This window comes from Clostridium cellulovorans 743B (assembly GCF_000145275.1).
In the GTDB taxonomy this organism is placed as follows: Bacteria; Bacillota; Clostridia; order Clostridiales; family Clostridiaceae; genus Clostridium_K; species Clostridium_K cellulovorans.
The window spans coordinates 4751474-4773167 of sequence record NC_014393.1; the positions used below are offsets into that span (position 1 = coordinate 4751474).

The following is a 21694-nucleotide window of genomic DNA, read 5'->3' on the forward strand; positions in this document are numbered from 1 at the left end:
TTTATATTCTTTTTTTCTTAGGAAATAATGCAGATACAAGTAAAACAAAGCCCCACAGTTCAACAGCTATACTAATATAATCAAAACCCCAGGTCAATCTTGGAGCTGGTACAAATCCCCCAAAGAAAGTTCCAGTATAAAATGTTACAAACCATCCAACTGTCAATAAAAGTGCTACAATAACCTTAATGATGTTACATAATTTTTTGTTATTGTTTTTACTTATAAAATTTCTTTTCTGTTTAATAAAGCTTCTAACTAATATAATTAAATAAGCTATAAGTACTAGGGATAATCCTATAGCTACGTTCCTCATTAAGTCTCTTTGATAAAATACCTTTTTATAAAATACTTGTCTCTCTCCAGTATTCCAAGTAGTCCATGAATCTATTACATTTAAGATAACAGAGTTTCCTTCTTCACTATTGGTCAAAAGTACAATTCCTTCTGATTTATTAGGGATTGTCATATACCCAGAATTCCAACCTCTATTATCTCCACCATGTGAAACTGCTATATTACCATCTGTAAGTTCATATATGGAACATCCAAAACCATAATGACTCTTAAAAGGTTCATACATCATTTCAATATCTTCTTGTTTTATTACTCCTCTACCAGGCAATTCGCCATTGTTACCTTTGATTCCAGCTAAAACAAACTTTGATAAATCTGTTACGTTAGTATACAAACCTGCTGCTGCTTTTTCTGCATATATATATGCTGGCATCTGCTTTCCAAATACATCATGAGGTTTTGCCATTATATCATTAAATTCAGGTTTATATTCAAAATAACTATTATTCATACCTAATGGCTTTAGTATTTCCTCTTCCATATATTCTGAAAAAGTTTGTCCTGTCACGTCTTCAATAAGTACTTCTAATATTTCATAACCAGCTCCAGAATATAAGAACTTCTCCCCTGGTTCATTTTTTATCTCTAGTTTTCCATTAGAATTTAATGATTCTGCAACTGTTGGAAGCTTAGTTCCTGGTTTATAACCAGCATAATTTATAGCATTTATTCCAGATGTATGTGTAAGCAGACTTCTTATAGTAATCTTATCTTTATCATATTCAGACTCTGGCAACTTCCAAGACTTTAGATATTTCTCCACTGGATCATCTAATGAGATTTTTCCACTATCAACAAGTTTAAGGATTCCCCAAGCGGTAAAACTCTTAGAAATAGAGGCAGCTTGAAATATTGTGTTACTATTAATATGCACCTTTGTTTTTTTATCAGCATAACCAAAGCTATATACCTCATCTATCGCTCCCTCATGTATAAATGCTATAGCTATACCTGGAGTTCTATACTTTTCTAGGTACTCTGGTATTTTATCTATTATATCTTTTTTATACTCATTATAAGTTTTTCCACTTTCTGCATTAACTAAAGTTACTATAGATTGGCACATAAATATCATAGAAAAAAATAATAATATAAAACTCTTTCGGTATTTAAAGTTTCTTTTCATTTTATCCCTCTTCCTAAAGCACTTATGCTCTTAGATTTATGTATTGTACTAGTTAATTATAAAAGTATTAAAAATATTTTCATCTCTCTAATGCAGAGTCATTTAACTTAAATATTTGTTTACATCCCTCAAATTAACTAGTACAGGCTTGGAGTTTACTAGATTTTCTAACTTAAAACTTCAATATTTTTCTCATCTATTAGCTTTGAAATACTTTCAATCGTCGGATTTTTTAATAAATCTACTACTACTAGGGTTGTATCTAGCTTTTCATTTATTTTATTAACAATCTTAAATGCAAGTACAGAATCGCCACCTAAATCAAATAAAGTATGCTTTATACTCAATTCCTCGTAGCCTAGCATTTCACTCCATATGATAGCAATAACTTTTTCGGTTTCCGTATACTCATCCGTTTCATTACCTTTGAGTTTTACTTTGACTTCTTCTTCAACTAATTCATTTACATCTATATATACCTTGCACTTTTCATATACTGCTTGAAGTTCATCAGCTATATCCTTGGGTAATATATTGCTTCCTAGAATACTACTAAAGTCATCTAAATTAATTTTCTTCTTCTTATTCGGAACTTCTACCCAACATCTTGTAGGCTCAAAAGGATATGTTGGAGTACTAATCCTTCTTCTGTCTACCTTCTGGTAAAAGTCTTTCCAATTTATATCAGCACCTTGAACATAAAGACTACAAATTTCTTTAAGTAATTCTTTGTTCTCTCTTTCTCCAATAATAAAATGTTTTACCTTTTCATTGGCTTCCTTACTAACTTTATCAAAGTTTAATAACTGTGATAAATCCGTGCCATCTAATGTAACTGCATCTTCTAATACCTTAAAATAGAAACCATTATCATTGTTTTTGCCTAGATCAAAACAATTAATCTCTCTAATTTTTTTCTTAAACTCTTCTTCACCTTCAAATACAAAAGCTATTCTATATTTATAATCTCCCTTACCTATATTAGTTGTATAAATTAAATTACTAATGTTTATTTCTTTTTTATCATCTATTAACTTTTTATACTCTTTAATATATTGTTTAAGTGAGTACTCAGTTTTAGCAGACAAAGTAAATATTTCTGGTGCTGTTATCTTGTTTTGATTTTCATCTTGTCCACTAGCTTCTTCTAATACAACATGGCAGTTAGTTCCATTCAATCCTACCCCTGTTATACCACATCTTCTAGGCTCGCCATCAGTCTCCCAAGGTTTTGTTTTATAATTTACATATACCGGTGAATTGATAAAATCAAGGTTTCTATTAGGAACATTATAGTTTATTGAAGCTGGAATCTCTTTGTTTTTAAGGGACAGAATCGTTTTAATTAACCCTGCTATTGACGAAGAGTTATCTAGATGCCCAATATTAGTTTTTACAGCTCCTATAGCACAAAATTGTTTTTTATCAGTAAATCTTTCAAAAGCCTTTTTTAATCCTGATACTTCAATTGGGTCACCTAATTTAGTAGCTGTTCCATGAGTTTCTATATAAGAAACAGTCTCTGGGTCAACTCCTGCATCCATCCATGCCTTGCTAATTACATCAGCCTGTGCATCAGCACTAGGTACTGCAACGCCAATTGATTTACCGTCTTGATTGATAGCGCTACCTTTAATTACAGCATATATATTATCTCCATCTTCAATGGCTTTGCTTAAAGATTTTATTAATACTGATGCAACCCCTTCCCCTGGGCAAGTACCATTGGAATTATCATCAAAAGTTCTAGTCCTGCAATCCTTTGATTCTATACCTATATTCTCTTCTATTCCATCGATAGGTATAGCTATCATTTTGCAACTTCCTACAAGAGCCATATCACAGTCGCCTCGTCTTATACCAGAGCAAGCAAGATGTAAAGCAATAAGAGTAGCTGAGCAAGCTGTATCAATTATCATGCTTGGACCCTTTAAATCTAGAAAATATGAAATTCTACTTGCCATCATAGGTGGTTTGTTTCCGAATATAGATACTGGTATAAGATTAGGCTGTACATCTGCTATGTATTTTTGATAAACATTGCTTAAAGCTGCCTTATATCCAACATATACTCCAGTCCTGCTGCCTCTAAGGACATCTCCACCGTATCCAGCATCCTCCAAGGTCTTCCACGCTGTCTCTAAAAACAATCTTTGATTTGGATCCATGACTTTAGCTTCATTTGGTGTCATGTTAAAAAATTTATAATCAAACTTATCCACTTCATCTATGTATCCAGCTCTTAAAAATTCATAGTCACCCTTTATAAAATCTGTATATTCAAGATATTTTTCTACATCTTTTCTTCTATCTTCTGGAAGTTCTCTAATGCATTCAACTTCATTGCGAAGAATACTCCAAAATTCATCAGGGTTATCACTCATAGGAAATCTACATGACATACCAATTATCGCAATATCATTTTCTGAAATCTTTTTAACCGGTTTATCATTACGCTTTAATCCTGATTGCATACTAATTTGACTAAAATCTATTTTCTTTTTCACGAACTTATCTCCCCTTTTTGCCTTCAGCACCTTTTTATAAGAAACCTATTTTATTAGACATTCCCAAGAGCCTCTAATTTAAAATTAGTCCGCTATTCGTTAAAACTTCTCCAACCAATTGCTGCTGATTTTCTTCACTTACCTTTTTACCTTTAAGAACCTCTTTTAATACGGAAAGTGCTATTTCTGCTTCTTCTTCTGATGCATTTCTGCCCTCATTTATCAGATTAAATCTAAGCTGCTCAAGAGATTTATAGGATTCTACTACAGTTTCTCTATATTCATCCTTTTCCCAGTTCTTGTTTGGTACTGAAGCTGCAACCTTTAAACATTCATCCACAACTGAGAAATATTTCTTTCTATCCTTAAGAGTAAATTCCATTAAGGTTTTTATGTCATCCACGTTTAGGAATGAAAAAGTCTGTACTGTCTTCATATTGATTTTTGAAAGATTTCTTAATATATTTTGTGGTCCTAATTCAATGACTAAGTTGATTTTTTGTTCTTTGAAATAGTCCATGATTTCTTTCCATCTAACAGGATATACAAGCTGCTTTGAAAGGAGATCAACAACACATTCTTTACCCGCATATGGTCTAGCTTCGACATTGGATATAACCGGGAAATTGCCGTCTTCAAAACTGCACTTTTCAAGTTCTCCTCTTAAAATTGATGATGCTTCTTCCATAATAAAGCTATGAAATGGTGCACTCATAAACATTGGAGTTACAGTCCCTCCCATTGTAAGAACATTATCTTCAACCTTCATAACTGCATCTTGGTTACCAGCTATAACAAATTGTTCATCTGAGTTATAGCAAGAAATAACTGCCTTTTTATCATTTATGGAAGCTTCTTCACACGCTTTTTGTAAAATGAATCTATCTATTCCATCAACGACTGTCATTATTCCATCTAGAGACGCTGTAACTTTATTAGCTAAAACACCTCTTAAAGCCACAATTTTTAAGGCATCTTTAAACTCCATCATACCGCTGCAAGTCATAGCTGCATATTCTCCTAAACTATGTCCTGCACATAAAACAGGTTTAATACCTACTAGTTTCATGTAAACCTTATATGCCGCAACGCTGACAGTTAAAATTGCTGGAAACATTTTTTCAGGGTTACCTAACTGCCCTACTGTTCCATTAAAACACAACGCTGCTAAGTCATATCCTAAAACTTCATTAGCTTCATTAAAAACATCCCTTGCTTCTTGATATTCCTCGTATAATAACTTTCCCATTCCTGGATATTGAGAACCCTGTCCTGGGAAAACTAACGCTATTCTCTCCAAATTCAAAACCTCCCTCGGTTTGTGTTTTATACGTATTGCTGACTAATTATCTGTATCAGCTCGATAAATCTTGATGCCAGCTCTTCCATCTTAGCAGAGTTCAACTTGCCATCATTATAGCTAAAACTTATAGTAATTAACTCTTTATCAACCACTAAGTTAATAGCTAAATCATAAAATTTACTTCTTACGTAGTTATCTTCTTTTCTTTCATTTACACCGAAATAAATAGCTACTTCATCAACCTTACGCGAGTAATTAGAGTCCATTAACTGATCTTTTGAAAAACTCTCGATAGCTCTAATACCATGGATAGATTCGAACAAACTTGAGAAATCACTGATATTCCCAAAGTCTATATTCAAAATTCCTACTGAAGTTTCATCTAATATATTACTGTATAAACATAGTTCATCAGCTTCAAAAGTTTCTTTCAGCGTATATGAATACATTGCTAATAAAAAAGTGTAAAGCTCTATTCTTTCTTCAGAACAAACAGCTGAAATATTTTCATAGTCCTTACTTTCTATATTAAATTCTGCTAATTCGACTATGTTATTTGTATTTTTCATTACTAAATATTCATATGGTACTTTTAAAAATTTAAGATTTAGTTCTATCTCTTTGTTATTAACCGTATTACCAATTAATCTCGCCAAATGCTGAATCGTAGGTTTCTTATAAAGTTCCATTATGTCTACTTGATTTGGATATTCCGTATCTACTCGAGCATGTAATTGCACTAACAGAAGAGAATTTCCACCAACATTAAAGAAGTTATCCGTTATGCCTATTTGCGTTAATCCAAGTACTTCTTTCCATATATCAACAAGTCTTTGTTCTAATTCATTACTTGGAGGTACATGTGAACTATTTTCTTCTTCAACTGCTTGTATCTTTATTAATTCTTTTCTATCAACTTTTCCATTTGGCGTCATTGGAATTTTTTCTATCTTTATAAATTGTGATGGAACCATATATTCTGGTAGACTCTGAATTAATTGTTCCCTTAAGCTAGAAGGTGAAATTTCTTCTTCAGCAGTATAGTAACAGCAAATATATTTGTTATTCATTCTATCAGCCTTATCAACTGCAACTGCATCTTTTATTCCATTACATGCTAAAACCTTATTCTCTATTTCGCCTAATTCTATTCTAATACCACGAATTTTCACCTGATGGTCAGCTCTTCCAACAAGTTCAAGCTTTCCGTCATTATGTATAAAACCTAAATCACCAGTTTTATATATTATATCTGCGGGATTATTACCAAAAGGATTTTTTAAAAATACTTGTCTAGTTAATTCTTTATTATTTAAATAACCAGAGGTTATAAATGGAGTCCTAATATAAACTTCACCGACTTCACCTATTCTGCATTTCATTTGATTCTCATTGAGTATCATTGCTTCTGTATGATCTATAGGCTTTCCAACAGGGATACGATCTCTTTTCACATCATCTTCGCTAATCCTATAAAAGAACTTTGCCAACGTTGTTTCTGTAGGCCCATATAAATTTACAAGTTGTACAGAATTACCTAGCTTGTTAATAAAATTCTTAACATCATTACCTCTTAACATCTCCCCTGCCAACATTATATATTTTAAGCTTGGGAAAGAGTTTTTATCTTTTACATATTCAACTACCACCTTGAGTAATGATGGAACCATATGAATAACGCTTATACTGCTTTCATTAATCCATTTTATAAGTATTTCTGGGTTTATTAATATTGCATCATTATCAGGAATATAAACTGTTCCTCCACTAACTAAAGGTACAAAGATATCTCTTAAAAATGGATCAAAAGATTGAGAGGTCAGTTGACTCACCTTACAATTATCATCTAAATTAAATTCCCTAATCTCCCAATCAATGTAGTGTAATAAACTTCTGTGTCTTCCTAAGATAGCTTTTGGTATACCTGTTGAACCAGAAGTAAAATATATATAACAATTCTTATTTAGTAGAATTTCATTATTACTTGGCTGCTCTTCTATTTCATTAAACTTATAAAGTGAAATATGTTCTACATATTTGTTATAATCTTCAGGTTCATCCATAGTCAGTACTTTAACTTTGCTGACAATGCACTTAGCGATACTACATACCTTTTCTAAGTATTTACTACTTGTGATTATAACGTCCCCTAAGCATTCATTTATCATTAGGAGTTGCCTTTTCTCTGGGAAGTTAGGGTCTAGAGGGACAAAAATCCCTCCAGCTTTTATAACCCCAACCATTGATTCAATAAGTTCTGCACCCTTGTCCAACATTAGAAAAACTTTCTTATCATCACTTAAATTTTGTCTTAGAAACTCTGCAATTGTATTTGATTTTTTTTCTAATTCGCCATAGGTAGTGAGCTCATTTCCTTTCTGAATTGCTATCTTGTCAGGCATTTTAGAAGCATTTAAACTTATTCTATTTTGTATACTGTCATTCTTCACTTTGCTTCAACTCCTTCTACATAGTGTCTAAGAGAAAAATTCATCATTATCCAAGAGATCATCAAAGTCCATTGCAAATTCATTGACATTATTATTAGTTAATAATTGATTTATTCTAATAACATCCTCGTCTAAAATCTTACTAATAATCTCTGTAATATTGTTTATAAGATCTTTCATCATAGATTCTTGGAATAAATCTTCCCTATACACTAAATCCAATCTGATTCCCTCTAATTCTTCACTAACATATAATGTAACCTCATATTTTGATTCAGTCATTATAGAATCGTAGGTTTCAACTTCTAATCCTTCCAAGGTTATTTCACTGTTTCCCTGGTACGGCAAGTAATTAAACATAATCGTAAATAAATCATCATTTTGCATTCCATAGGATTCTCGAGCCTTATAATATAGATCCTCATATGGATATTCTTGATTATCCAAGGCTTCTGTTACAACTTCATGGACATGTTTTAAATACTGGTCATAAGGTGTATCATCATACACTGTTGTTGTTACAACCAACACATTTAAAAACATTCCTATTAACTTCTCTAATTCATGATTTGTCCTTGCTGCAACTGGCAAGCCTACTGTAACAGGACCAGCTCCACCTAATTCATTCATAATTGCTATATTGAAAGCAGATAAAATAAACTCTGACTTTGTGATTTCTTTTTCCTTACAGAATTCACTTATACGAGAATACATAGCATCCTCAATAAATGCCACTTGTCGTTTACCATTTCCACTTCTAGTCAAACCTTCATTGTTATTAGGAAGTTTTGTGTAAACATAGTTCTTAAGCACTTTATCACTATATTCACTGAAGCTCTTCTGTTCTGATTCCATAAGTTCGTTCTGCCACACGGCATAATCCTTGTATTGTATCCTTAATTCTTCCAATTTCTTTCCATTATAGAAATTAGAGAAATCTTGGAGCATTATACCCATAGATACACCATCAGAAATTATATGATGCATATCAAAGATCATGATTTTTTCCTTGTCACCTAATGATATGACTCCAACTCTTATCAAAGGTAATTTTTCTAAATCAAAAGGCCTTATGAATTCTTTCATTACTTGTTTAAGTTCTGATTTGCCAGCCTCTATATATTCAATCTCAAATTTATTTTCATCATGTATTTTTTGAACAGGCTGTCCATTAATAAGATGGAAAGTTGTCCTAAGAATATCATGTCTATTTATTAATTTTTCAAAGGCTTCTTCAAATCGATGCTCATTGAATACACCTTGCAGCTTTAAAGAGCCAAACATATTGTAGCTAATATCCTTAGGATTTAATCTATTTACTACAAATAATCTCTTTTGAGCAGACGAAAGCTCGTAATACTCTTGCTCTTTGACAGGTATGATTTTGTTAAAAGTACTTACCTTAGCTTTATCTATATATTCCACTAAACTTCTTACATTTTCAGTTCTGAATATCTCTCCTATCGGCACTTGAACACCAAATTCTGCTGCCACTTTTGAAGATATCATCGGAGCTTTAAGTGAATGCCCACCTAAATGATAGAAATTATCGTTCATACCAACTCTTTCAACACCTAAAACTTCACTCCAGATTTTTGCAAGTCTTATTTCTGTATCAGTCTGTGGTGGAATATAATCTATTCCCATATCAATTTTATCTTCAAGAGCTAACAGTGCTTTTTTATCTACCTTACCATTTGCAGTTAAAGGGATTTCTTCTATCTCAACAAAAGCTGTTGGTATCATATACTCAGGTAATCTTTCTATTAAATATACTCTTAAACTATCTATATCAAAATTATCCTTTGGTACAAAATAAGCATATAAATACTTGTCTCCATCAGTTTTCTCTTTCAATAGAACTACAGCATCCTTCACTGCAGCAGATTCGATGATTGATGTCTCAATTTCGCCTAGCTCGATTCTCAGACCCCTTATCTTAACTTGACTATCAACTCTTCCTAAAAACTCTATATTCCCATTGGCGTTCCACTTTCCTAAATCGCCAGTTTTGTACATAAGTTTTCCTTCTTCAAATGGGCTTGGAACAAAACTCTCAGCAGTAAGCTCTGGCTTATTTAAATATCCTCTTGCTAATCCATCTCCAGATATATAAATTTCACCAACCACACCTATAGGAAGTATATTTTTTTCCTTATCCAATATGTAAATACTTGTATTATAAATAGGTTTTCCTATAGGGATATTTGAGAATTGTTTCTCTAGTTTATAACTTGTTGTTACTACTGTATTTTCCGTTGGCCCATAGTTGTTGAAAACTTCATAGTTTGAGGCTTTAAAGTTTCTTAACTTATCTCCTCCTGTAAGAAGCCTCTTTAAACTTGGGATTTCTTCACCCATAAACTGCTCACATACCTGAGTTGGAAGGAAAGCAATGGAGATTTTATTTTCATTGAAGAATTCTTTAAGTTTAGGAATATTGAGCCTTAACTCATCATCTATCAAATAAATACTTGCTCCTTTTATAATATAAGGGAATACCTCCCAAACCGAAGCATCAAAACCAAAACCAGCATACTTTATGCTTCTATCATTAGAATCAACTGAGTAATAATCTAAGTGCCAATAACATAAATTTATTAATGACCTGTGTTCAATAACAACACCCTTAGGTCTTCCCGTTGAACCAGAGGTATAAATCACATAAGCCATATCTGTTGGTAAATTCACATTATCTATTTGTGATTTATCCTGTTCATATAATTTTGGATTCTCTAAATCTATAAATTCACCATCAAAAATTATATCTTTTGCTAACTCACTTCTAGAGAGCAGTATTTTAGCTCCACTGTCTCCAATCATATATGTTATTCTTTCTGCTCCATAAGATGGATCAATCGGAAGGAATGCACCACCTGCTTTTAAAATTCCTAGGATACCTATTAGCATCTCTGGTACTTGATTAATCATAATAGCAACAATAGTTTCTCTTCCCACACCTTTTGCTCTTAAGTGTCTAGCAAGACTATTTGAAAGCTCATCAAGTTCTTTGTAATTGACTATTCTTTCAACATCATGATTCCTATACACTATAGCTGAATTCCATGGAGTTGCTTGAACTTGACTCTTAAACAATTGGTGAACAGCAAGATTACTAGGATAATCTACTGAAGCTCCATTAACCCTATTTAAAATTGTCTTCCTTTCATCTCCTGAAAGCATATCTAGTGAACCTATGCTTGAATAAGAGTTTGCAGCAATTTCTCTTAGGAGATTTACAAAATGCTCTTTAAAACGTAAGATAGTCTCCTCTTTAAAAAGATCCTTTCTGTACTCTATTGCAAAATCAATAGTACTATCTTTATCCAGAGCAATTAAGGTAATATCAAATTTTGCAATATCACTCTTTAAAGCTATTGGTATAAAATCTACATCATCGATTTTAAATCCGTCTCTTTGAACCTTTTGCATTGAGAACACAACATTATACAATTGGTCTCCATTGATATTTAATTGGTCTTTTAGCTCTTCTATTGGATAATCCTGATTTTCAAAAGCAGTGATAATGTCATTATGAGTAAGTTTTACATACTCTAAGAAGGCTATAGTTGGATCGACATTAGTTCTTAGTGGTAACATATTTACAAACATACCTATCATTTTCTCTAAATCTGGATGAGTTCTGCCTGCTACAGGTGAACCAACTATTATGTCAGTTTGTCCTGTATATTTATAAAGAATTACATTAAAAGTCGATAACAATACTGAATATAAAGTAAACTCGTTACCCTCAATCAACTTTTCTAAATTCTTTGTTAAATCACTATCCAAACTAAAATTTATATTACCAGCTTCATAACTTTGAATACTCTCTCTCTGGAAGTCTGTAGTAATATTTATCATCTGAATTTCGTCACTAAGCTTATGTTTCCAATACGCCTGTTGTTTCTTTAACTTTTCTTTACCAATGTTACTGCTTTCCCAAAGAGCAAAATCCTTATACTGGAGGTCTGAATATCCGATATTAATACCTTTAAGTGCAGAAATAAATTCTTCCACGATTACTTCAAAGGAAACACCATCACAAATGATATGATGCATATTGAATATAATAAGTTGTTCTATATCTGACATCCTACATAACTTTACATTCATCTGTGTTGGTTCATTTAAATTAAACGGAGTCACAAAATCTTTTATTAGTCTATCAGCATCACAGTCTTCACAACTAATGTCTTGATAGTCTATAGAAACTTTAAAGTTATCATTTATTTTCGCATACAGCATACCGTCAACCATCACAAAAGAAGTCCTTAAAATTTCATGCTTTAATATAACCTTCTCTAGTGCTGCCTCAATTTCATTTCTAGTAATTTTTCCAGTAACTTTAAGAGCACCAGGAATATTATAAGCAGTACTTTCTCTATCAAATTCCCATAAAAGATACATTCTACGTTGAGCAAAACTTAATGGATAATAATCCATCACTGGCGCTTTTTCTATAGCTCTAAATTCTGCCTTTTTCCTACCTTCGATATTCTCTGCTAACTCCCAAAGTACAGGAAGTCTAAAAATATCTGCAAGGCTGATTTCAACGCTGAACTCTTTAAATATCCTTCCAACAACTAAAGCAGCTTTCAAGGAATGTCCTCCTAGCTCAAAGAAATTATCCTTTCTTCCAACTTGTTTAGTATTAAGGACATCTTCCCATATCAACGCAAGCTTTGATTCTACACCTTCACGAGGATTCTCAAACTCATTAGCTTCTAGCAAATCAAACTTTGGCAAAGGTAACGCTTTTCTGTCTATCTTGCCATTGTTGTTTAACGGCATCTTATCAAGTTTTATATAATGCTTTGGTATCATATACTCAGGAATATTTTTACCCAAGTAAGTCTTTAATTCTGATAAATTTAACTCTTCGTCAGAAATATAATAAGCACATAGATATTTTTCTTTTAAATCATCACCTACAGCTAAAACTATAGCTTCTTGTATTGAAGGGTAATTTCTTATAAGACTTTCTATTTCACCAAGCTCAATTCTAAAACCTCTGATTTTAACTTGGTAATCAAGTCTGCCTAAAAACTCTATATTTCCATCTGGTAGCCACTTTACAAGGTCGCCAGTCTTATATATCTTTTCTCCAGGTGCAAAAGGATTATCAATGAATTTTTCATAATTTAAATCTGGTCTGTTAAGATATCCTTTAGCTACTCCAATCCCACCAATGTATAATTCTCCTGGGACACCAACAGGTTGGATTTTGTATCTTTTATCCAATACATATGTCTTCATATTTTGAACAGGCTTTCCAATAGGCACATTAATTCCTTCTTCAAAATCCCCTAAATCATACGCAGTTGTATAAATAGTAGCCTCTGTAGGTCCGTAAAGATTCTTGAAGCCTACTTGAGGGTAACGCTTCTTAAATTCAAAGACAGTTTCCTTTGTTATAGCTTCTCCTGCCACAATTACATACTTTAGCCTTGATAAATTATCAGCATATTTACCCTTAGCAACCTCTAAGATTGTGTTCAGCATAGATGGTACAAAATTAACATGAGTAATATTATATTTACTTATTGCCTTTAACATAGCGAATGGATCTTTATGACTTTCCTTTTCTAATATCACAAGCCTTCCACCCCTATGGAACCACCCAAATATTTCAGCCACAGATACGTCAAAGGTATATGTTGTCTTAAATAAGAATGCATCTGTTTCCTCTACAGGATACATAGCTTGAAGACCATCTACGATATTTACAACATTATGATGGCTTACCATTACCCCTTTAGGCATTCCTGTAGATCCTGAGGTATAGATTATATAAGCTAAATCTTCATAACTATTTACTATATCAGGGTTTATAGCATCAACTTCATATTGTTCTATGCTGTCAATTACCATATTGTCACAGTGTAGTTTAGAAACTAAATTACCAAATTCCTTATGCGCAACAACTATTTTTGCTCCACAATCCTTTACGATGAAGTCGATTCTATCCACAGGATTTGATGGATCAATAGATAAATAAGCTGCGCCTGCTTTAAGAATAGCTAATATTGATAAAATCATTTCAGCAGAACGTTCCATTATAATCGGAACAATTTCTCCTGACTTAATTCCTCTTTTACGCATTGTTTTTGCAAGGTCATTAATCTTACCATTTAATTCTTTGTATGTAATAGTCTTATCTACTAACTGATGATTTTCATACCTTGAATAAACTAAAGCTACATTTTCTGAATACTTTTGAACCTTATCCTCAAACAAGTTGATTATTGTATTTTTCCATAGTTCTTTTGTTTCCGTATTGTTAAATCTATATAAGATTTCTTCACTTTCTTCAGAAGAATTTATATCGATATCTGAAACTAAGGCTTTAGGCTTGTCTACAATAACCTCTAACAGGTTGATGTAATGTTTCATCATTCTCTCTATTGTCTGTTTCTTAAAGAGTTTAGTACTATATTCCATCGTAAATTCGATATTTTTACCCATTTCTAGTGCAGCTAAGGTTATATCAAACTTAGAAATTTCATTTTCTAAGCTTAATGGTTTTATATTTAACCCGTCCATTGATGTATCATTGTCGTCCACACTGAATAGGGAGAACATAACATCAAATACTGGATTTCTGCTTAAATCTCTAGGTAAGTTTAAGTCTTCAATAAGCTCCTCAAACTGATAATTCTGATTATCAAAAGCTCCTACTACATTTTCCTTCACTTCTTGAAGTAACTCGAAGAAAGACTTATCATCAGATAGTTCAGCTTTTAATACTAGAGTGTTTACAAACATACCCATGAGATTATGTAATTTTTCATTATTCCTTCCTGCAACCGGAGTTCCAATTACAATAGATTCTTTACTTGTATACCTATATAAGAGTATGTAAAATGCAGAAAGCAGAACCATATATAAAGTAGTGTTTGTTTCTACAGCTAACTCCCTTAACTTTGAAGAAAGTTCTTCGTATACTTCAGTTTTTATATTCGCACCCTCAAAACTTTGAAGTGATGGCCTTATAAAATCTGTAGGAAGGTCAAGTACTGGTATATAATCCTTCATCATATTAATGAAGAACGCTTTACTACTTTCAAATTTATTAGCTTCATAAAGATTCTTCTGCCATAAAGCATAATCCTTATAGCCAATCTCAAGTGGTTCTAGAACTGCCTCTGAGTAAAGTGCTGCTAAATCTCGTGCAAAGACTACCATAGATACACCATCGAAAATAATGTGATGTACGTCTAATAAGAGTAAATGACAATCTTCTGATTGTTTTACAACTCCCACTCTAAAAAGAGGAGCTGTTTCAAAATCAAATGGTTGTACAAAAGCCTCTGTTAATTGCTCAATTCCTTGATGAATACCATCAAAATAATTGATTTCATAATCTATATTGTCATGTACAATTTGTACTGGCTCTCCATCGATTATCTTAAAGGAAGTTCTCAAAGCTTCATGTCTTTGTACAAGTTTTGAAACAGCTGCTTCAAACTTCTCTTTGTTGAAATCACCTTGAATTTTAAATATATTAGGAATATTATAAGCTATAGTATTTTTATCAAGCTGGCAAAGGAGATAGATTCTTTTCTGAGCAGATGAAAGAGGATAATATTCCTTTTTATCTACAGGTTTAATTTCTTGAATTTTCACTTTTTGTGAACTATCAATATGTATGGCCAATTCCTTAATAGTAGGTCCCTTAAATAATACTTTTAACGGCACCTCTGTATTAAAAATTCTATTTATCTTGGAAATCAGAACTGAAGCCTTTAAAGAATGTCCTCCAACTTCAAAGAAGTTATCTGTTGTACTTAGTCTGCTAGCATCTAATACTTCCTTCCATAATTCTAGAAGTTTTTCTTCTGTATCGTTTTCAGGTAGTACTAATTGACTTTCATCACAGCTAATTTCATCTGGCTTTGGTAATAGTTTTTTATCAATCTTTCCGCTTTGATTTATTGGCATAGAATCTAATCCTATAAAATATGACGGAATCATATAACTTGGGATATATTTTGATAAGAATTCTCTTAACTCGCTAACTGTTATTTTTTCTTCCGCCACATAATAAGCACAAATATGCTTGTCTCCATTGGAATCATCTATAACAATTGCTGTAGCATCCTTAATTTTGTTATTTTCAAGAAGTGTCTTCTCAATCTCACCGATTTCTATTCTATATCCTCTTATTTTAACTTGATTGTCAATTCTTCCAACGAACTCAATATTTCCATCCGGCAACCATCTAGCATAATCACCAGTCCTATACATTCTTTCACTTTTATTAAATGGGTTCTCAACAAATTTTTCCTGAGTTAATTCAGCCCTGTTCAAATATCCTCTTGCTAAAGCTACACCAGAAACACACAACTCACCTGGGACCCCTATAGGCTGGATACGGTTTTGTTCTCCCAATATATAAATATCAGCATTGTATATTGGTTTTCCTATAGGCACTGATGTAAAGCCTTCAGGATTATCTTGGCACTTCCACATAGTAGAACAGATTGTAGCTTCTGTTGGACCATAAGCATTGATATACTGAAGCTCATTTTTCCATTTTTCCATTAAACTTGGAGATATAGCTGAACCTCCAGTCATTAAAATTCTTAAAGTTTTTACTCGCTCTGGTTCCAAATACAGAAGATAATTTGGTGGTAGAATTCCTGCTGTTACATTGTTATCATTTAAGAATTCTTCAAATTTTCTATAATCGCTGATTATATATTCAGGGGCAATGACTAGGGTTGCACCTGTCAATAATGCCATGAACATCTCAAGCAATGAAGCATCAAAAGAACTACTAGCAAATTGAAGAATATTATCCTCATCGTTCAAGCCTATGTACTTTATAAAATATTCTCTTAAACTTGCCACGCCTTTGTGCTCAATCATAGCTCCTTTTGGTTTACCTGTTGAACCTGAGGTAAATATTATATAAGCAACATCTGTAGACTTGCTTATAATCTCTAATGGTTCATCAACTTGGTCATAAGCACTGCTATCATCTATGTCTATTAATGTTCCATCGAAATCTATTGAACTTATTGACTGCTTGTCACAAAGAATGTAATTACAACCGCTATCCTCTAAAATAAACTTTATACGTTCCTCTGGATATTTAGGATCTATAGGAAGGTATACACCTCCCGCTTTCATTATTCCTAACATACCTACAACCATACTAATTGAGCGTTCCACCATCAAAGCAACAATTGTCTCTGCTTTTATACCTTTTTCTCTCAGCCCCTTAGCTAACTGCTCTGCTTTCTGGTTTAACTCGCCGTAAGTAATGGTCTCATTTTCATAGGAAACAGCTACCTTGTTACTATGTAACTGAACTTGCATTTCAAACAGTTCTTGGATAGTCTTATCTTCCAAATAATCTGACTTCATATCGTTAAATTCATATATAACTTGATTCTTCTCATCAGCTGACATTATATCTATGTCAGATATCAGTACTTCTGGGTTCTTTGAAACTTCGTCTAGGATATTTATAAAGTGCCTTGAAATTCTTTCTATAGTATTCCTTTTATAAAGACTAGTACAGTATTCTAATTTAAAGTTGATTATCTCTCCGTCCTCTTGAGCACTAAGAGTTAAATCAAATTTAGAAATCTTATTATCTAGTTCAAAAGGATTGATTAACATATCTTTTGTTTCTAATTGTTTTTCGTCAAAGGCATTCTGCATTGCAAAAACAGTATCAAAAATAGGATTTCTGCTTAAATCTCTTGCTACTCCAATTTTATTCAAAATGTCTTCAAATTGATAATCTTGAGCTTCAAAAGCTTCAAGTACATTTATACGAACCTCATCTAAGAAAGCTCTAAAGGTTTTTTCACCCATAGGTTTATTTCTCATAGGTAACGTATTTACAAACATTCCTACGACATTTTCAATACCAGCATGATGCCTTCCTGATACTGGCGTTCCTATAATAATATCCTCTTGTGAAGTATATCTGTGAAGAAGTATGTTATAAGCAGCAAGAAGTGTCATAAAGTTTGTGCTGCTGGTCTTATTTGAAAGGTTTTTAATTCTAGCACTAAGCTCCTTATCTATACTGAAAGATAGCACATCTCCTTCAAAACTTTGCACGCTAGGCCTTATATAATCTAAAGGCATATTAAGAACTGGAATATCATCTTTTAAGATGTTCATCCAATAGTTTTCCTGCTTTCGTATCTCATCAGTGTTAAAGATTTCTTCTTGCCACACACAATAATCTTTATAGGTTATTGTAGAATTTGATAATTCTACTCCTCTATATAGATTAATAAAATCTTCAAATAGAATAGATAAAGACATACCATCAGAAATAATATGATGCATATCTATAAACAGCACATACTGTTCTTCTTGTACCTTTATTATTGAACTTCGAATTAAAGGTGCTTTCGCAAGATTAAATGGCTTCGCAAGTTGTTGAAGAATTTTGGGCAGCTCACTCTCATCAGTTTCTATATAATCTAACTCAGCATCTACATTTTCATGAATATATTGTACTTGCTTACCATCAACTATAGTAAAACTTGTACGTAAACTTTCATGGGTGTTTATTATTTCTTTGAAAACTTTATTTAGCTTTTCAAGGTCAAGTGCTCCCTGAATTTTAATAGCTCCTGTCATGTTATAAGCTGTAGACTCAGGTTCAATCTGCCAAAGCACAAACATTCTCTTTTGTGATGCTGAAAGTGGATAGTATTCTCTCTTCTCAATTGTTTTTATAGGATTCCTATCAACTCCTGATAAAGCTTCTACATATTTAGACAAACTCTTAATAGTAGGATTGGTAAAAACAGCTTTTACAGGCACTACTATATCCATTTGTTTATTAATTTTGGATACTAGCATTGTAGCCTTTAGAGAATGACCCCCTATCTCAAAAAAGTTACTATTAATACTTATCTGGTTTCTTCCTAAAACACTATTCCATATATTTTGAAGAGTGTATTCTGTCAAAGTACTAGGGGCTTCATATTTTTCTTCACTAACAATCTCTCCGTTAGGTTCAGGCAATGCTTTTCTATCAACTTTCTTATTTGGAGTTAGTGGAAGTTTTTCTAATCTAACTATGAAGGATGGTACCATATATTCTGGCAGTTCTTTTAATAGCTGCTCTTTTATATTAGAAATACTTAGTTCTTGTTCACCAGTATAATAACCGCAGATATACTTATTGCTATTGCTGTCTTCAAATACCCTAGCAGCAGCTTCTTTGATTCCATCTATCTTTAATAGGTTATTTTCAATGTCACCAAGTTCAATTCTATATCCTCTGATTTTTACCTGATGATCTACACGTCCAATAAACTCAATTTCACCGTTTTCTAACCATCGAGCCACGTCACCAGTTTTATATATAAGGCTATCTGGATCTAGGTTACTTTTTATAAATTTTTCACTTGTCAATTCTGGCTTATTTAAATATCCTCTTGCTAAACCATCTCCTGCAATGCAAAGTTCTCCATAAACTCCTAGATGGCAAAGCTTTTCATTTTTATCCAAGATGTAAATACGTGTGTTACTAATAGGCGTTCCAATTGTTATTTCTTTTTCAAAAGTTAATTCTTTGATAAGAGACCATACGGTTGTCTCTGTAGGACCATACATATTGAAAATTTTTGAAGGTGTAATTATCTTTAGTTTCTCTAAAAGTGATTGTGGGAAGGCTTCTCCGCCTACCATAATCGTATCGATATTTTTTAGGCATGAATTCCATTGATCATCATTTGTTATCATTTGTGCTCTAGATGGGGTTAGTTGAATCATATTTACATCATTATCTATGATTACATCGTGTAATCCTCTTGGATCAGTTTGTTGATCTTCACTACATAAAATCACTGTTGAACCTTTTGTAAGTGGTAATAAGGTCTCAAGTACAAAAATGTCAAAGGATATTGTAGTTAAAGCAAGAATTTTACTTGATTCATTAAATATAATGTTTTTAACTATACCTTGTATAAAATTATTAACAGACTTATGTTCTATCATTACCCCCTTAGGATTTCCTGTAGACCCTGAGGTATAAATAACATAGGCTAAATTACTGCTATTGCTTACTTGCTCTAAATTTCTATTGTAATATTGGTTTAAAGGAATGTTATGAATATCTAATATTTCTCCATTAAAAGAAATATCATTTATATCATCTATATTTGTTAAAAGCAAACATGCATTGCTATCATCTAATATATAATTGATTCTATCCTTTGGATAAGTTGGATCTAGCGGTAGGTATGCACCCCCTGCTTTCATAACAGCTAACATGGCTACTATCATATCTACTGATCTAGTCATCATTATAGCTACAATTTGATCTGATTTAACGCCTTTTAACTTTAACTGATTTGCTAACTGATTTGCCCTAGAATTCAGGCCTTCATATGTAAGACTGTCATCATTCAACTTAACAGCAATATTATTCGGAGTTCTTTTTACTTGTTCCTGGAACAATTCGCTTATAGTCATTTCTGTTTGATATGACAGCTCTGTTCTATTAAAACCATAAAGCATTTTATTAGCTTCAGCTTCTGATAAATATTCTATTCTTCCGACTTCAATATCAGGACTTATAACAACCTTCTCTAATATATTTTTTATATGTTCTGACATTCTTTCAATCACGGCACTTGGATATAAGCACTTGTTATAAGCAAAAGTTACTACCAATTCATCAAACAACTCAAACCCTATACTTAGATTAAAATCAGTAGCTTCCCAAAGTGAAAAATCTGATAAAGTAAGAACTCCACTATTTCCAATTTCTTTATCAAGAGGATAATTTTCAACTACTACCAAGGTGTCAAATAAGGTACTTGCATTGTTCTGCATACACCAATCTTTGATTTCAACTAAAGATGTAACTTCGAATGCCCTTCTTTCTATTAAAGAGTTCTCTACATCTTTAATAATACTTTGAAAACTTCTATTATCATCGTACTGTACTCTCAGTGGCAATGTATTGATAAAAAGCCCTGTCATATTCTCTATACCACGGATAGGAATATTTCTTCCTGATACTGTGGTTCCAAATACTATATCTGCACTGTTGTTGTAATTACTTAACAGTAATCCCCATACAGAATATAAAACTGATGCAACTGTAGAATTATTTTCTCTAGCTAGCTCTTTTATATTCTCATATAAGGTTCTTTCAAGTTTTAGACTATAGTGACCTATTTCATAATTACTATTAGGATCACCTTTAACTCTTTTGCCTATACTATCCTCAAGGGTTTTTATCTCTAAACTTTCCAAGAACCTGTTCCAATAGCTTTTTTGCTTTTCCTTATCTTGATTCTTCATCCAACTGATATATTCTGAAAACCTACTTTTGAATATCTTCTCTGGATTCTTCCCATGATAAAAGTCATTATAGACACTGAAAAATTCTTTTATTATAATCCCGTTACTCCAACCATCGTATAATATATGATGATTGGATATTATCATCTCATATTTTAAATCACTAATTTTGCATAACAATATCCTAAACGGTTCTATGCTAATATCAATTCCCTTTTCTCTATCCTCTAATTTAAGCTTGCAGATCATATCTTCTTTGCTTGTAATTTCTTCATTACTGTAGTCATAATACTGTATATCAAAATAAGGTTTTTTAAGGACAATTTGTAGAGGCTTCTCAAGTTTTTGCCACCTTATTATGGTTCTTAAAGCTTCATTACTTTCAGCAATGAATTCCCATGTCCTTTTGAATATGTCAAAATCTATTTCACCATTTATAGAAATACTCAACTGCTCAAAATATATCTGGCTTTTAGGCTCATTTAAATAATGAAACAGCATTCCTTCTTGTAGTGAAGTTAACGGTAATATCTCCTCTACATCCTTTTTATTTATGATTTTGCTATATGCCATAAGTTCCTCCTCTTCTGAATAAAGTGTAAAAGGGAAATAAATGCATTAAAAGTTAGATTTAAAATTTGTCAGTCTCATATGA

Annotated in this window: 5 protein-coding genes; all 5 read right to left on the reverse strand. The window is 32.3% G+C overall.

The genetic code is table 11. From position 1 onward, the window contains the following. Nucleotide 1: 1 nt before the first annotated feature. Entirely contained in the window at nucleotides 2–1483 is a 1482-nt protein-coding gene (locus CLOCEL_RS19720; protein WP_010073951.1) for a serine hydrolase domain-containing protein, read from the reverse strand. Between the two features lie 167 nt (nucleotides 1484–1650). Continuing rightward, on the reverse strand, nucleotides 1651–3990 hold the full coding sequence (locus tag CLOCEL_RS19725; protein ID WP_010073952.1) for a type I polyketide synthase: 2340 nt from the start codon (nucleotides 3988–3990) through the stop codon (nucleotides 1651–1653). Nucleotides 3991–4063: 73 nt separating this feature from the next. Further along, nucleotides 4064–5290 (reverse strand): ACP S-malonyltransferase, encoded by a 1227-nt coding sequence (locus tag CLOCEL_RS19730; RefSeq protein ID WP_010073953.1) that lies wholly within the window; start codon nucleotides 5288–5290, stop codon nucleotides 4064–4066. Between the two features lie 26 nt (nucleotides 5291–5316). Continuing rightward, the gene (locus tag CLOCEL_RS19735) at nucleotides 5317–7743 is read right to left on the reverse strand and encodes a non-ribosomal peptide synthetase (protein WP_010073954.1); all 2427 of its coding nucleotides are present in this window, start codon (nucleotides 7741–7743) and stop codon (nucleotides 5317–5319) included. Between the two features lie 27 nt (nucleotides 7744–7770). Continuing rightward, nucleotides 7771–21612 (reverse strand): non-ribosomal peptide synthetase, encoded by a 13842-nt coding sequence (locus CLOCEL_RS19740; protein WP_010073955.1) that lies wholly within the window; start codon nucleotides 21610–21612, stop codon nucleotides 7771–7773. Nucleotides 21613–21694: the final 82 nt, after the last annotated feature.

What these genes read in the sequence shown, in the direction of transcription:
- CLOCEL_RS19720 (WP_010073951.1), bottom strand. Translation starts at nt 1,483, where the DNA reads ATGAAAAGAAACTTTAAATACCGAAAGAGTTTTATATTATTATTTTTT.
- CLOCEL_RS19740 (WP_010073955.1), bottom strand. Translation starts at nt 21,612, where the DNA reads ATGGCATATAGCAAAATCATAAATAAAAAGGATGTAGAGGAGATATTA.